The 14,620-nt window shown below is 40.4% G+C and carries 14 protein-coding genes; 6 read left to right on the forward strand and 8 right to left on the reverse strand.

Features of this window, described 5'->3' with window-relative positions:
- Positions 1-76: 76 nt before the first annotated feature.
- Positions 77-958: a M23 family metallopeptidase gene (locus tag U2718_RS31825; protein ID WP_341993958.1), complete on the reverse strand. Its 882-nt coding sequence runs from the start codon at positions 956-958 to the stop codon at positions 77-79.
- 248 nt (positions 959-1,206) lie between these two features.
- Between U2718_RS31825 and U2718_RS31830 the strand changes: the two genes are divergently transcribed.
- Entirely contained in the window at positions 1,207-2,427 is a 1,221-nt protein-coding gene (locus U2718_RS31830) for an HhoA/HhoB/HtrA family serine endopeptidase (RefSeq protein WP_341993957.1), read from the forward strand.
- Positions 2,428-2,573: 146 nt separating this feature from the next.
- On the opposite strand, the gene U2718_RS31835 is transcribed toward U2718_RS31830, so the two are convergent.
- The 3 genes from U2718_RS31835 to ispD form a co-directional block, all read right to left on the reverse strand.
- Positions 2,574-2,921, reverse strand: a complete 348-nt coding sequence (locus tag U2718_RS31835; RefSeq protein WP_289789834.1) for a DUF760 domain-containing protein — start codon at positions 2,919-2,921, stop codon at positions 2,574-2,576.
- A 105-nt stretch (positions 2,922-3,026) separates the two neighbouring features.
- On the reverse strand, positions 3,027-3,557 hold the full coding sequence (gene scpB / locus U2718_RS31840; RefSeq protein WP_341993956.1) for an SMC-Scp complex subunit ScpB: 531 nt from the start codon (positions 3,555-3,557) through the stop codon (positions 3,027-3,029).
- 236 nt (positions 3,558-3,793) lie between these two features.
- Positions 3,794-4,483 carry a 2-C-methyl-D-erythritol 4-phosphate cytidylyltransferase gene (gene ispD / locus U2718_RS31845; protein ID WP_341993955.1) on the reverse strand — a complete coding sequence of 230 codons (690 nt, stop codon included), beginning with the start codon at positions 4,481-4,483 and terminating at the stop codon, positions 3,794-3,796.
- A gap of 147 nt (positions 4,484-4,630) precedes the next feature.
- On the opposite strand from ispD, the gene U2718_RS31850 reads away from it, so the two are divergent.
- The 3 genes from U2718_RS31850 to U2718_RS31860 all read left to right on the forward strand — a co-directional run bounded on the left by U2718_RS31850 (position 4,631) and on the right by U2718_RS31860 (position 7,412).
- Complete coding sequence (locus U2718_RS31850; RefSeq protein WP_341993954.1) at positions 4,631-5,575, forward strand: glycosyltransferase family 9 protein; 945 nt, start codon at positions 4,631-4,633, stop codon at positions 5,573-5,575.
- A gap of 208 nt (positions 5,576-5,783) precedes the next feature.
- Positions 5,784-5,969: a hypothetical protein gene (locus tag U2718_RS31855; protein WP_411813400.1), complete on the forward strand. Its 186-nt coding sequence runs from the start codon at positions 5,784-5,786 to the stop codon at positions 5,967-5,969.
- A gap of 672 nt (positions 5,970-6,641) precedes the next feature.
- The gene (locus tag U2718_RS31860; protein ID WP_341993952.1) at positions 6,642-7,412 is read left to right on the forward strand and encodes a hypothetical protein; all 771 of its coding nucleotides are present in this window, start codon (positions 6,642-6,644) and stop codon (positions 7,410-7,412) included.
- Between the two features lie 22 nt (positions 7,413-7,434).
- Here U2718_RS31860 and U2718_RS31865 read toward each other — a convergent pair whose 3' ends face one another.
- Entirely contained in the window at positions 7,435-7,908 is a 474-nt protein-coding gene (locus tag U2718_RS31865) for a CRR6 family NdhI maturation factor (protein ID WP_341993951.1), read from the reverse strand.
- A 526-nt stretch (positions 7,909-8,434) separates the two neighbouring features.
- On the opposite strand from U2718_RS31865, the gene U2718_RS31870 reads away from it, so the two are divergent.
- Positions 8,435-8,899, forward strand: a complete 465-nt coding sequence (locus U2718_RS31870) for a Fur family transcriptional regulator (protein ID WP_341993950.1) — start codon at positions 8,435-8,437, stop codon at positions 8,897-8,899.
- A gap of 213 nt (positions 8,900-9,112) precedes the next feature.
- A complete protein-coding gene (locus U2718_RS31875) occupies positions 9,113-10,894 on the forward strand; it encodes a DUF3685 domain-containing protein (RefSeq protein ID WP_341993949.1) in 1,782 nt (593 codons plus the stop codon).
- 233 nt (positions 10,895-11,127) lie between these two features.
- Here the strand turns inward: U2718_RS31875 and U2718_RS31880 are convergent, their stop codons facing one another.
- The 3 genes from U2718_RS31880 to U2718_RS31890 all read right to left on the reverse strand — a co-directional run bounded on the left by U2718_RS31880 (position 11,128) and on the right by U2718_RS31890 (position 14,242).
- Complete coding sequence (locus U2718_RS31880) at positions 11,128-12,582, reverse strand: NAD(P)/FAD-dependent oxidoreductase (RefSeq protein WP_341993948.1); 1,455 nt, start codon at positions 12,580-12,582, stop codon at positions 11,128-11,130.
- Between the two features lie 147 nt (positions 12,583-12,729).
- Positions 12,730-13,914: a threonine-phosphate decarboxylase CobD gene (cobD, locus tag U2718_RS31885; RefSeq protein WP_341993947.1), complete on the reverse strand. Its 1,185-nt coding sequence runs from the start codon at positions 13,912-13,914 to the stop codon at positions 12,730-12,732.
- 43 nt (positions 13,915-13,957) lie between these two features.
- On the reverse strand, positions 13,958-14,242 hold the full coding sequence (locus U2718_RS31890) for an HU family DNA-binding protein (RefSeq protein ID WP_009457351.1): 285 nt from the start codon (positions 14,240-14,242) through the stop codon (positions 13,958-13,960).
- Positions 14,243-14,620 lie beyond the last annotated feature (378 nt).

The following is a 14,620-nucleotide window of genomic DNA, read 5'->3' on the forward strand; positions in this document are numbered from 1 at the left end:
TAAACTGGGTATATGAAATGAAACAATAGCGTTAAAAGCCTTTCCTTCCCCACTCTCTATCTCTACTTTTGCTCTTTCATCGCTGCAAATATCCTTTCGGATCTTTTGCCTTCCAACCCAATGACGAGCTAGAACGCACTTCAAAATGTAGATGAGGTTGGTTGATAGTTGGCTGCCCAGTTGTACCGACAGTTCCCAGCAAATCTCCTTGTTTGACTTGCTGACCAACTTTGGCTTTGATACTGTCAAGTTGGGCGTAACGGCTTTGTAACCCACCGTCATGATTAATAATTACCAGGTTGCCATAAGTTCCTTGCTCACCCGCAAACACCACTGTACCTGGCGCGATCGCACTAACAGTTGTTCCCTTGGCAGCTAACAAATCTATCCCACTGTGAAAAAAAACTTGACCATTTCCATTTCTAGGATGAATTTGCCAACCATAGGGAAAACCTACCTGTGCAACTTCCGGTAACGGATAACCCGCTACTTGAGGAGAATTGGAGGAAGTAGGCGAGACGGGTGTATTAGCACGACTGACAGACTTATTTGGTGTTGGAATAAATGCAAATCGAGAAGGAGCTTTACAGCCATTTAACTCAAATAGTGCATCTGCACGGACTCTGTACACTTCTGCTAATTGTTGCCAGTTGTTTCCCTTCGGCACTTCTACAACTATGCCATCAAGGGGGGGAATAAGAATTTCGCTACCGACAGCAACCCTACTGTTTTTTAACGCCGGGTTCATGGCAAGAATAGTTTCTGGACTCAAATTGTAGCGCTGGGCAATACTCTCCAAGGTATCGCCACGAGACGCCCTATAGCGTTGGAAACGTTCTAGGGCTGGAGTCGGGCAAGTCTTGCTGCCTTGTGCTTGGACGGAGTAAAGGTGGGTAAATTCCAGTCCTAAGGCACTGATCAAGCAGCACAAAACAAGTAGGTGAGCGCGAACATTCATGTATATCTAAAGAGTAAGAGTAATGTTTGGACTTGGGGAACTAGTAATGACAGACAACACGTCTGTGGCTCAGGCGATTTCTCTCTATTCCCTATTTCTGATTTACGATCTCTATCCCAAAGTTCCCATCTCAAATCAAAAATCCAAAATTCTACCGCACTTTATATCAAAATAATCTATCCACTCGCCTTTGGCTTGATTACACTTAGAAATTAGCAACTGCATTGCTGTCCTTGAGTGTGATGATTATGAAGTTATCTCGGAAACAACTGGCAGTGTATTTTTCCTTAGTAGTTAGCGGTGGCGTGTTTGGCGGTAGTGCAGTGTTGTTAGCTAGTACTTATCTCCTGGCAAAAAAGCCTGCTTTTCAGGAGTTAAGAAATGTAACAACAGCTTTACCCTCAAATACCGTAGTGTCCAATTCTATTAAGGGCAGCATTCTCCCTGCTAGTGGAAGTGATAAAGTTAATTTTATTGCTAGCGCAGTTCAAAAAACTGGGCCAGCAGTCGTACGGATTAATGCAACGCGCAAAGTCGCTAATCCGATTTCTGAAGCTTTTAAAAATCCGCTTTTACGTCGATTTTTTGGAGAAAATGAAGAACCTATTCCCCAAGAAAGGATTGAGCGTGGAACAGGCTCTGGATTTCTTTTAAGTGCAAATGGAGAGATTCTTACTAATGCCCATGTGGTGGCAAACACAGATACAGTACAAGTTACCCTCAAAGATGGTCGAACTTTTGAAGGAAGGGTGGTGGGAGTTGACGCAATGACTGATTTGGCAGTTGTCAAAATCCCTGCCAAGAGTTTGCCTACAGTAAAATTAGGCAATTCCCAAAATTTAATACCCGGAGAATGGGCGATCGCAATTGGTAATCCCTTGGGTTTAGATAATACAGTCACTATCGGCATTATCAGCGCTACTGATCGCACTAGCTCTCAAGTAGGTGTGCCAGAGAAGCGAGTCAGCTTCATCCAAACCGATGCCGCGATTAACCCAGGGAATTCTGGCGGCCCCTTGTTAAATGCTGACGGAGAGGTAATTGGTGTCAATACCGCTATCCGTGCTGATGCACAGGGACTAGGTTTTGCCATCCCGATTGAAACTGCTGCCCGCATTGCTCAAGAACTGTTCACTAAAGGGTATGTTAAACACCCCTTTTTAGGAATTGAAATGGTAGATTTGTCTCCCAATAAGAAAAAACAAATTAATCAAGAAAACAACCTCAACATCAAACAAAATACTGGTATTGCTATTAAAGGAGTTCTAGAAAAATCACCGGCACAGCGAGCAGGACTGCGCCCTGGAGATGTAATTTATAAATTTAATGGCAAACCAGTCAAAACTGCTGCCCAAGTACAAAAAATGGTGGAATCCAGCAGTGTAGGAGACATACTCCTCATTGAAGTTGAGCGTGACGGAAAAAATCAAATATTTAAGGTGCAGTCAGGAGCTTATCCTCAAAAATAGTCATTAGTACAAGAAGGCAGGAGGCAGGAGGCAGTAGGCAGCTTTAAGTAGGCTTTCTTGGCTCGATAGTTGTTTCTGCCAGACTGTACTAGTCTATAATTCTGCCTAATCTCTTTTGACCAATGACTTTGGCTATTGGCTATTGGTTAATGATTATTCGCCAAATGATCTAACTGCATCCGTTGTTCCATTTGGCGTAGAAAATACCCTGTCATCATTGCCGATGCAAGTAGCCCAGCGAGATTATCGCGATCTGTTGTAATTTGGACATTGAAATTTTCAGCAGGCAGCATCCCAACCAGCCCTTGGACATTTTGCGAAATAATTTGTTTAATTTCGGGGCTGACGGACTGAGCGACGCTGGCTAAAACTTCTGGAGGCTGATGCTGCAAATATTTGAGTAACTGATTAGGGTTTTCCTCAAAGTTGTCACTCAGATGGTGATGCGGGTGTTGCTCAAAGTTGTCATTCAAAAAATCAGGATCAAACACCATTGGCAATTTAGTTTAGCGGAGTTGCTAATTCTACTCTAAACCATAGTATAAGGTTGAGACATATTTCCTCAGCCATGAATCAACATAGAACCAAAGTAGCAACTGTCATTCAGATTCTGTAGCTGATTCTAATTTAAGTTCTAGTTGTCGCTGTTGCTGGCTGCTTGAAAATGGTTGAGGAAGTTGTTCGATTTGGAAATATTGATGAAATTTGGGTGTCACCTGTAGCGAATAAGAACGAGAATCACTATTTCGACGTTTTTTAACAAAACCAAGCTCAACAAGTTCTTGAACGTGTTGATAGGCTCCAGAACCCCGTAGATTAATTAAATCGCTTTGCAGCATTGGGCCATTGAGAGCGATCGCCGCCAAAGTCCGCAATGCTCCCAGTCCTAATTCTACAGGTATGAGAGTTTGCACCAACTCATGAAAATCAGACCGCAGTTGTAAACTGTAACCATTGGGCGTTTCTACAACTTCTAAAGCACTATCTCGACGAGCATACTCATCAATTAATTCAATAATCCCCTCCTCAGCGGTAGTGCGATCGCAAGCGGCATACTCCGCAATTTCGCCAATCGACAGAGGTTTACCTTTCAAATAAAGAATCGCTTCTATCTTAGTTGCTGCACTCATTAGTCGTTGGTCATTGGTTATTAGTCATTGGTCACTCGTACAAATGACTTTAAATGCCTGTAAGACAACTTTCACTAGAGCAAGACAAATGACGAATCACAAATGTAAGGACTCTCATAGCATAAATATACAAAAAATACAATAGTAATTGGTTAATGGTTAGTGGTTAATAGGTTTGTTGTCTATTCCTACCCTTGTCCCCTCGTCCCCTTGTCTCTCCCTCTCCCCCTCCTCTTTTAACCTTCACCAAACCTACTGCTGAGGATAAATTCAGCGATCGCTAAATCTTGGGGAGTAGTCACTTTTAAGTTTGTCTCCTCTCCTTCTACAACTTGCACTTGGTAACCACATTTTTCAAACAAAGCAGCATCGTCGGTGACTTCCCAACCCTGATTAACACCCTCGATATGGCATTGTTTGAGTAGCTTAACATCAAATCCTTGGGGAGTTTGTGCTGCCCAAAGTTGGCGTCGATCAGGTGTACTTTGAATAATGCCATTTTCGTCTACGACTTTAATAGTGTCCTTGACAGGCACAGCAGCTATTAAACCAGGACAGTGGCAAATTGCTTGAGCGCATCTGTTAAGTAAATCAGGTGTGGCAAGGCATCTAGCTCCGTCGTGAATTAATACTTGCTTGGCTGTATCTGGTAATGTTCGCAAGCCATTGTAGACAGATTCTTGACGCGTAGAGCCACCCTTAATAAATTCCACAGGTTTACTCAACTGTAAATCAGCAATAATTATCTTAAGGTCTTGCCAATCAGTGGGTTGAGAAATGATTCCAATCCAACTGATTTGGTGTGCCGCTTCTGCCGCTAAAAGTGTCCAACCAATAATTGACCGGGATCGCACTTCTAAAAGAAGTTTATTACGGTCACTTCCCATTCTTCGTCCGCTTCCTGCGGCCGGAATTAGTAAATGCACAGAATTCCTCAACTTTAAACTAGGGGTTAGAGGCTAGAGGCTAGGGGCTAGTGTCAAAATCCAATTCATAGTCCCTAGTCCCTAATCCCTAGTCCCTATATTCCCCTAAAATAGGGAGCGAGTAAGCGTAAATAATAAATAAATATTATGCGAGTAGCGGCCCTTGTCCCTGGTGGAATTGCCGACCAAATTCTATTCTTTCCAACATTAGATGATCTGAAACGTCATTATCCTGATGCTCAGATAGATGTTGTTGTTGAACCTCGCTCAAAGGCTGCTTACCGAGTGAGCAAGTCTGTTCACGAAGTGCTGACATTTGATTACAAAGACCGTAACAGTTTGGCAGATTGGGCAAATTTAGTTGGCATACTTCGCGATCGCGAATACGATGTCGCTATTGTTTCAGGGCAAAGCTGGTTATTAGGTCTGATACTGTGGTTGACTGGTATTCCCAGACGTGTAGGCTACAAAGGAAAAGGAGCAGTTTTTCTGACTAATTTAGTACCCCTGAAAAAAGAGCAATATGCTGCTTGTGTATATCACGATCTTCTTGATGGACTGGGTATTGAGTCTCCTTGCCCAGAATTAGCCGTTAACGTACCCAAACCAGACATTGAATGGTCAGATAAGGAACAAATGAGGCTAGGAGTCAAAGAAAGTGGCTACATTCTGATTTATGGCGGTGCTGGTAAAGGTGTGGATACAATTTACCCAACCGAACATTGGCAGACAATTATTCAAGATTTCCACAACAAACAGCCAGATATGCCTGTGGTGGTGATTCAAGGAGAAGGCGAAGAAGATTTTGTTCGCCATCTCAAGGAATATGCGCCCAATGTCAAAGTAACCTCTGGTATTGACATCGGGAAGTTGACAGCAATGATTGCTGGAGCCAATTTGATGTTGTGTACTGATAGTCCGCCTATGCACCTTGCTGTAGCAGTACAAACTTATACCATTGCTCTATTTGGCCCCACTGAACCGACAAAGTTGTTGCCCAAGAGCGATCGCTTCCTTACGATTAAATCCCCTACAGGTAAAATGGCAGATATTTCGCCTAAAACAGTCTTAGAAAAAATTTGGGGTGGTTAGCGCAAGCATTTCTAAACTGCCATAATATGCTCAATATCTATGTTGGTTATATGTGGCGGGTAAATAATTGAAATTAAATACGCGACGTGAATAAAGTAATCCCTATGCCGACCTCTAAGAAGTACGGCTAGGGTTTATCATGTTATTAGTAGCTTGATGTTTTAATTTCCCACTCATATCAATTTTGAATTGTGGAGCCACTGCGGTGGTGAGCCAGCGGGTTGTGGAGCCAGTGCGCCCTTGGACTTGTAGCACCTGTCGTCGAGTTAAGCGCGTTGTAGCGACTTGGCGTCACGTGCGTGATTTTGGATTAAAACCATTGATTAGTAGGCTGTCCAGAATTTTGAAACCAGATTTCCTACGCCATTTTGGTATCGTACAAGTATTTACGTAGAAAATATTTAGCCATTTTTTTAACAGAACTAAATCACGCATTCCATTCATTAAGCAAGACGCTAAGTGGCTTGATATCTCACTTACTTTTATGTTGTCAATAGGAATGCGATGACACGAGAGAATGATTTATAGCAGTAATTAAAATATCAAGTATTAAACTAAAACATTTTCAGCAGGGTTATTGAAAGTTTTCTGGACAACTTATTTTTGTTCAACAACCTGTTATGCTTTAAGAAAGGCCGGGAACGATATGTTTAAGCAAAAAAGCTTAAGTTCACGTGCATCTACCACAGTTTGTTCAGACTAAATATCCAATTTGAAAGAGATGAGTAATAATAGCAACTAAGCAAATAAACTTAGTTGTCAATTTAATACCTTGTCTTTTTTTAATAACAATACAATTCAAAATAGGCAAAATCACTTTCAGTTCAATCAGAACTGTAAAGTGTTGTGTTGAAAGCTAATGACTTACAAACAAGGATTAATTCAAGAAAAATATTTAGTTTTTGTGCCGTAAGACGATACTCAGTTCTAAAAAAAGCAGTTGCCATTATTTAGTGTAATTGCTTTGGGTAAATTTTACGTGCCATATTACGTCTTCTTTATTACATTCTGCTATTAAGCAGAAAAAATCTACTAAGAATGTGATGAAAATTGAACAAGGTAAAAAATGACAATTCATTTACACAGCTTTATTGGTATTGGTAAATATTACATCCAAGTAGAAAATCAGCCTCATCACATCACAGGTATTTTAAGAAAGATTGTCAGCAAGAGTCATAATCAATACAAAGAATCATTGCTTGATGTTGTAGGTAGTGAATATTTTGAGTGTGAAGAAGAAGGAACAATTACTTACTACCAAGCAAAAAGTACTGATACTGCAACTTCAGGAATTTGGACTTATCTTATATATGATTGTAAAGAAGATGAAGAAAAAGTATTCCGAGATTTATCTATTGATACAAGCACAAAATCTTTGCAAGAATTACTAAGTGGTAGAAGATTAGTGCAGAAAACGACTGATATTTATGAATATCTTAAATATAAATTTTATGAAAGCGATTACTTAGATATTTGTCTTCCTCATGATTGGGATACTCCACAAGGAAAAGAAATAGCTAATTTAGTGTTAGAAGAATTTAAAGCACTTAAATCTTTGTCTATATTTGCAGAAGATGTAGGCAAACAATATATGAGAACCATTATAAATAAATTTATTGAAGCTGGATGGGAAGTTCAGGATAACGGTGGTTCATCCAAGGATTTTGAATCTATGCAAAACGAAATACTTAAAAACTTTAAAATTGATGGTGTAGCTAATTTAATTCTTGAATACAATGATTATCGACTTTGGCAGGCAGCATTACCTAGTAAATCTAAAGCCGTTGAATATGCTTTCAATGCTGCTTTAAATTTGCTCTGCCGTATTCAAGGTTAGTAACTTTAATATCCAGCTTTGGCTAAAATATTTCAAATAGAGCATCATCTAACTCATAACCTAGTAATTGCGCCATAGACTGAAGACGTGATTTCCCGGAAATACTGTGCTGCTTTAACCAGTCGCTCAAGATAAAGATTTTATGCATTAAGAAGATTTCCAAAGCTTCGGGATTGTACTGTATACCCTCTTTAGTACTGAATTGATGTGGTACAAGCATAGCAGCGTAACGAGCAAGTTCTCCAGCTTTCCAATCCAGTAAAAATGGCAACCAAGGATAACGAGTATCAAGGCGAATAAACCAAAGTCGTAATTCCGGAATTTCTGGGAGTTCCCGTGGATCACTTGGTTCTAAAGCGTAGTTAATATCAAAGCGTAACTGCTGTTCATAAGATGCGATCGCCCCTTCTTGGAGTAATTTTTCAATTACCGTTGTCGCCGGGGATAAATCCAAGCTGTTAATGGAGTCAGGATGCAAAGATATTGTGATTGTCATTGCCTCAGAATGTAACCTCGACAATTAATACTACTCTCTTGTTGCATCAAAGGGGAGAGGGAGCAGGGGAGAACTACTACTAACCACTGTACGGGAGGCAGCGCGCCCTTGCGGGTTTAGAAGATAAATTCTCGGTTTTAACCTTCATCTAATCAACAAAACTACTACCCACTAACCACTAACCACTACGAGCGGGTTTAGAAGATAAATTATCAGTTTGAACGGCAAGATAATCAACAAAACCCGCCCCTACCAATGATAAATGACCAATGACTATTGACTAAAAAGACAACACATCTATCTGCAAGTGGACGTTGACTGCAATTTTAAGCTAAAGTTGTAATGAGTTTGTTTTAGATTAAGGTGCGATCACATAACCGTCAAACTGTGATTTCCACAGCAGGCAGAAACAATAACGCAGTGTAAGACGAACCTAGTAGATAGATCTGCTTTAGATACATAAAATAACAAATAAACATTAACAAGAAAAATTATCTAATTACCCAAACAGTTAACAAGCATAGATATGCAAAAATCCACAATTTCTAAAAAACCAATTCGTTCTTTGGAAGATGCTCTAGATCAGTGTCAAGTCTTGGGTATGCGCGTTAGTCGCCAGCGTCGTTTTATTCTAGAGTTACTTTGGCAAGCAAAAGAGCATCTTTCTGCCAGAGAAATATACGATCGCCTGAATCAACAAGGTAAAGCGATCGGTCATACATCTGTATATCAAAATCTAGAAGCCTTATCTTCTAGTGGCATCATTGAATGTATAGAACACTGTGACGGACGTTTATACGGCAATATTAGTGATTCTCACAGTCATATCAACTGTGTGGATACTAACCAAATTTTAGATGTTCATGTAACATTGCCGGAAGAAATAATCCGTCAAGTAGAAGAACAAACAGGAGTACGAATTACTGATTACAGTATCAATTTTTACGGCTACCGCGATAATAATCCTGGATCAATACAGGGAAACGTTTAAGCTATCCTATTCCCTGATTGACTCCTCTCAATTATTTCCTGCTGTGAAACTTTTCGATTTCTAGCATAATTTTTGTATGCATTGTATGGCAAAATTAGATCCAGCTTCTACACTTTAACAATAGGCTGTGTTCTTAAAGGGATCAGAGATATTGATATCTGGCTGCTGTGACTGCAAACTTGTCAAATACAGAGTCACAGTATTTTGGTGAATATGAGCGATCGCCCTTTGAAGTTATTGCTAGTTGACCAAGATCCTATCTTCCGGCTGGGACTACGGGTGGCTCTAGAAGAATTTCCCAACTTACAAGTAGTATCGGAAGCGGAAACAGATACTGCCGTTTTGCAAACTTTAGCAGAACTTGCCTTACAAGACCCTACTAGCGTAGATATAGTTATTTTAGAATTGGGCAATAGTCGCTCTGTTCAAAGTCAGCAGTTGGGTTTACAACTGTGTCAGCAATTGAAAGCTCAGTATCCTAACCTACCTGTTTTGCTTCTGAGTTCTTTACAAGACCGAGGATTGCTAATGGCAGCCAAAGCGATCGGTGTGGATGGATACTGCCCCAAAGGCACACCCCTTTCCGAGTTAGTGACTGCCATCCAACAAGTAGCAGCGGGTTATTCCCATTGGTATGAGAGTGAACAAAGGGACGCGGAGAATAAAAGACGGGGTAACAGGCAGAATGTTTCTGGGTTTGCCTTAACTCGACGCCTTACTAAACAGTTGGAAAACTTACGTTCGTCAGGAATTGCTCAGATAGACGCTAATTTAGCAGCAGTAACAGCACAGTTGCAAACTCCAGGATTAACAGTATTAGAACGAGCAGTCTTAGCCGGGCAGCGACGGGAATTGCTTACATCTCGCTGGCTAGTTAATCATTTATTAGCTACACCTGCTAGAGCGCAAATAAATGAACAAAGGCAATCTAAGCTTTTTGAGGAGCTACCTTCTCATACAAATATTTCTACCAATAGCGCGCTCGCCCCATCAGACTTAACACAAACCCAAAACGCTCCCTCTCTACTTAGCCCTAGAGCGCTGCAAGCCACATTATTTGCTTCTTGTATTAATAAACTTCAATATTCTTTGCAAAATGTCACAGATATTGCCTTAGAAATTGATATTTTGCGTCCAGATAAAAAACGAGAATTGCTTTATATAATTTTGCAAAAAGTTGCTGATGCGTTAGATGAACTGCGTAATTCTCAAATAGACGTTCAGCAATTACCTGAAATTAAAAATAAAATCTTGTATGACTTGTGGAGAGAAGCAACAATAGAATTTTTTGGTAAATTTTCTAGGGTAAAAATAGGTAATACTTTTGTAGAAATTGTGAATGTGTTACTACAAAGTGCCGGAGTGGTACAAGTGGAAATTCTGAATAAAATTCCACTCGTAAGAGAATTGTTTGCTTATTTACTATTTCAGACAGATTTAGTGGTTGATAATAAAAATTATCCTGCGGTTAGCTTTGAAGCTAAAGAACAAGCAGAAATTTTATTAGAAAATCTGTTGATTCAAATCGCAAATAGTGTAATGCAACCGTTACTAAATTATTTAGCAGATGTAGAAGATATTAAGCACAATTTTTATGATCGTAACTTAGTTTCTAGTCGAGAGATTGAGCGATTCAGAAATGATTTATCTTGGAAATATCGGCTGAGAAATTATGTAACAGAACCAAAAGCAATTTTTGAAAGTCGCTATGAACTATTTGTATTTGCTCCACGCGGTATCGCTAAAGTTTCCATTTATGCTCCTCGTACTCAAGAGTTAAGAGAACTTTCAGGAATTCCTCTCTTCATAACTTTAGGATTAGAATTTGGTGATGCGATCGCACCTCGTTTACAGTCGTTATTATCTTTTTTGGGTAGTGGAGTTGTCTTCGTTCTTACGCAAATAGTTGGTCGAGGTTTAGGTTTAATTGTTCGCGGAATTTTGCAAGGTATTGGTAGCGTTTCGCTATTGGAAGGGAAGAATAGAAAGTTATAGTTAGTCATTAGTCATTGGTAGGGGCGGTTTTTGTTGATTATCTTGCCGTTCAAACTGATAATTTATCTTCTAAACCTGCACCGAACCCCTACGGGGAACAGAAGTCGCTACGCGCAAGAGCGTAGGTAGCGGCTTCTGAAGGTAAGGGTTCCCCGCGCCCAGGGAACTTTGGAGCAATCAAAAGGGCTTTTGCGTTTGCTCTCTCCCAAATTGGGAGAGGGATGCCTTTAGACTTAAATATTCCAATTTCGTCGGAAGTGAAAGAAACCTTCCAAAAATTCTTGCTTGAGTATATTGCTTTGTAACTTTTGCTTGTCCCACTCTCGTGCAGTTTGTTCTAAAATTTCCGAGTAACTGGGAAAAATAGAAGCTAAATTAGCTATTTGATAGATTTTAATTTTTTGGGCAATAGCTAGAGCAATAACATTAATGAATTCATGAGCTTGCGCTCCTAGTATCGAAGCACCGAGAATTTCTCCGTTTCGTCGGACAACTAATTTACATATACCTGTAATTTCTTCTTGAATATGAGCAGCAGCCAATGTTTTGAAATGTTGCCGTAAAACTAAAATCTGATCTTGAGGATATTGACGTTTTGCTTGCGCCTCTGTTGCACCAACCTGTGCCAGTATCGGTTGAGAAAACACTCCCCAAGGAATACATTGATAGTTAACTTTATGACTAGGACAAAACAAAGCATTTTTTAGAGCAATTCTCGCTTCATAATTAGCAATGTGAGGACAGTCATACCCACCGATGACATCACCACAAGCATAAATACGGTGATTAGTCGTTTGCAGCTTTTCATTCACTACCAAACGGCGATGATGCCACTTTACACCCACTGCTGCCAAATTCAAGAATTCAACATTTGGGTGCTGTGCAGTTGCTACAACAATTTCATCAGTTTCTATTGCCTTATCTCCTGCCTGAAGCCACTTTTTGTTCTCAATTATCCTTACTTGAGTAACTGATGTTTGCGTGAGGACGCGTACACCTCCCGCTTCTAAGTGCGCTTGTAAGAGTTGAGCTATTTCTGGATCGGCATGATCAATAATTAAAGGACTATTAACTATCAACGTTACGCTACAACCCAAGCGTGCTAAAGTTTGCGCTACTTGGATACTTTGAGGAACACCGCCAAGAATTACCCAATTTTGAGGTGGTGCCTCACTACTAATAGATTGCCAGATCTGAGATAGATTCAAAAAGCCTGTTTTTTGCAATCCTTCAATTTCTGGAATGATTGGAACTGAACCATTGGCTAGTAAATAAGTACGTGCGCGTAGTAAGCGATCGCCAACAACAAATGTCAGATGAGGAGAGGATTGAAACCTACCCTCACCAAGAATAACATCAATTCCTTGGGCAGCTAAAATAGCGGGTGAATTTAGTTCTTCTAAATTAGAAGCGACACTTTGAGCATATAGCATCGCTTCTGACCATGTTAAAGATATTTGGTATTCTTCTGTAGTATCAGAGTATAAAGCTTTGATTCCGAATTGAGCAGTATTATTTAACTGCTGGGTAAGTTTGCCTATTTCGCTAAAAACATGCTGATGAATAAATTCATAACTAAATTTTGGTTCTACTAAAGCGACTTTGGCTTTAAATTGGGTTGCCATCTGAGCAGCATAATGCCCAGCCTGAGTCCCACCAATAATTACAATATCGTAGTCAACAGTCATTAGTTATTAGTCATTGGTCATTAGTCATTAGTCATTAGTCATTGGTCATTAGTCACCTTAATAAAATTTTCACATCTAAGTACCTACGCATCGTTATACTCTTTTCCCCAACCCTGTTCCCCGTTCCCTATTTCCTAAGTAGGACTGCTATAAATTATTGACTAAAGCGATCGCATTTAATAAACTTTGGTTTTCTGAGGATGAGCGTACAGCAACACGAAAATAACGATCACCAAGTTCTCTAAAACTTAGACAATCGCGAATCAAAATTTGGTGATGCTTGAGTAGCTCCTCCTGCAACTTGCAACTAGAGTATTGCGAACTCACCAAAAGAAAATTAGCAGCGCTCTTGTAAGGTTGCAAACCTGGGATTTTGGCTAAACCCTCAAACAATTGGTTTCTTACTGGTGGTAGCCATGCCCAAGTTTGCTGTTGAAATTCGCGATCGCTAACTGCTGCAATTGCTGCTGCCTGGGCAAGAGTATTAACAGGCCAAGGATCGCGCCAAGACTGCCAGCGCCGCAACCTATCGGGGTGAGCGATCGCATAACCCAATCGTAATCCGGGAAGGCTGTAAAACTTAGTTAGCGATCGTAAAACTACTAAATTTGGATATTTCTGCACTTCCCCAATTAGGCTTTGTTCCTCACAGGTAGGCAGAAAATCCATAAACGCTTCATCCACTACAACCAATCCAAATTCATCAAGGTAAGGCAAAATGGCTTCCCGCGAAAATAACTTTCCCGTTGGGTTGTGGGGGTTATTTAGGAGTAAGCCATGCCTTTTGAAAGAATACACAGAAACAAGGGAGCCACCCCCATTGGTGGCTTCCTGTGGAATATCAACTGGCTTTGCAGTTGAAAGTTTCCAAGCAATAGGGTTGAGGGGAAATGGGGACAGGGAAGAAATTTGCCCGTGTATTGGCGTTGAACAGTTTTCTTGTCTGTTCAAAGAAATAGGAAACTCCAGTACTTTAGCTTTGTATGCCAACAACGAGCGATAGTAGTCACCAAAGGCTGGAGTAATTAAAACTGTCGCGGCTAATTCAGCTAATTCTTTCCCTGCCAGTGTTAATAATTCTGCCGAACCGTTACCCGGCAGAATCCACTCACAGGGCAGTTGATGAAACTGACTGAGAGCCAACTTCAGTTCACGATAATCGGGATCTGGATAGTGCCTCAGATTAGTCAATTGAGACTCAATCGCAGCTATAACGCTACGGGGCGGGCCAAGTGGACTAATACTGGCAGAAAAATCAACAATAGCACTAGGGGGACAGCCAGCCAATGCTGATGCCCAAGCTAAATTTCCCCCATGTGCTCTTTGCTGCATTAAAACAGTGTTCCTTGAAAAAACAGAACTTACTAAGAACTTACTAAGATTTTGGGGGTGCAACCTTTTCTCTGAAGAGTTTGCCTGCTGAGAAGGCAGGAACTTTAGTTGCAGGAATCTCCATCTTTTCGTTGGTTTTCGGGTTGCGCCCTTCGCGGGCTTTGCGTTCCCGTGATTCAAAAGAACCAAATCCTACCAAGGTGACTTTATCACCAGAGGAAACAGCTTCAATGATGGTTTCCAAAGCAGCAGTCAAAACTGCATCAGCTTGTTTTTTGGTTACACTAGCTTTCTCAGCTACAGCATCAACTAATTCACCTTTATTCATGTCAAACTCCTTGAAGGTTTACTTGAGATTGTGTCCAGATGCGGCTTGACGCATCTTTACCGAAATCACTGTTTGGAGATTTACAAAGCCGTCTTTGAGAGTATTTATACTTAAAATCCCTGTAACTCTCATCAGTGCGACTTTTCAATGAAACATTCTAAATTGTCCAAGCCAGAAGTGGATAGATGAAACCATTAATTTATATAGATTTCAGGATTTTTTGTTGAAAAAGGAGGGTTGTTTCACTAAAAACAACGCTGAAAGTAGGAAAAAATACCTAGAAAAAACCCTTGTGATGAGGATAACAGAGAGGCAAACAGATGGATAATCACGAAGATTCACTTTATAGCCAATCTTCTATTTAGACGCTGTTTTTAG

This window comes from Chlorogloeopsis sp. ULAP02, assembly GCF_038404745.2.
Taxonomy (GTDB): Bacteria; Cyanobacteriota; Cyanobacteriia; order Cyanobacteriales; family Nostocaceae; genus Chlorogloeopsis.

What these genes read in the sequence shown, in the direction of transcription:
- U2718_RS31825 (WP_341993958.1), bottom strand. Translation starts at nt 958, where the DNA reads ATGAATGTTCGCGCTCACCTACTTGTTTTGTGCTGCTTGATCAGTGCC.
- U2718_RS31830 (WP_341993957.1), top strand. Translation starts at nt 1,207, where the DNA reads ATGAAGTTATCTCGGAAACAACTGGCAGTGTATTTTTCCTTAGTAGTT.
- U2718_RS31835 (WP_289789834.1), bottom strand. Translation starts at nt 2,921, where the DNA reads ATGGTGTTTGATCCTGATTTTTTGAATGACAACTTTGAGCAACACCCG.
- scpB (WP_341993956.1), bottom strand. Translation starts at nt 3,557, where the DNA reads ATGAGTGCAGCAACTAAGATAGAAGCGATTCTTTATTTGAAAGGTAAA.
- U2718_RS31850 (WP_341993954.1), top strand. Translation starts at nt 4,631, where the DNA reads ATGCGAGTAGCGGCCCTTGTCCCTGGTGGAATTGCCGACCAAATTCTA.
- U2718_RS31860 (WP_341993952.1), top strand. Translation starts at nt 6,642, where the DNA reads ATGACAATTCATTTACACAGCTTTATTGGTATTGGTAAATATTACATC.
- U2718_RS31865 (WP_341993951.1), bottom strand. Translation starts at nt 7,908, where the DNA reads ATGACAATCACAATATCTTTGCATCCTGACTCCATTAACAGCTTGGAT.
- U2718_RS31870 (WP_341993950.1), top strand. Translation starts at nt 8,435, where the DNA reads ATGCAAAAATCCACAATTTCTAAAAAACCAATTCGTTCTTTGGAAGAT.
- U2718_RS31875 (WP_341993949.1), top strand. Translation starts at nt 9,113, where the DNA reads ATGAGCGATCGCCCTTTGAAGTTATTGCTAGTTGACCAAGATCCTATC.
- U2718_RS31880 (WP_341993948.1), bottom strand. Translation starts at nt 12,582, where the DNA reads ATGACTGTTGACTACGATATTGTAATTATTGGTGGGACTCAGGCTGGG.
- cobD (WP_341993947.1), bottom strand. Translation starts at nt 13,914, where the DNA reads ATGCAGCAAAGAGCACATGGGGGAAATTTAGCTTGGGCATCAGCATTG.
- U2718_RS31890 (WP_009457351.1), bottom strand. Translation starts at nt 14,242, where the DNA reads ATGAATAAAGGTGAATTAGTTGATGCTGTAGCTGAGAAAGCTAGTGTA.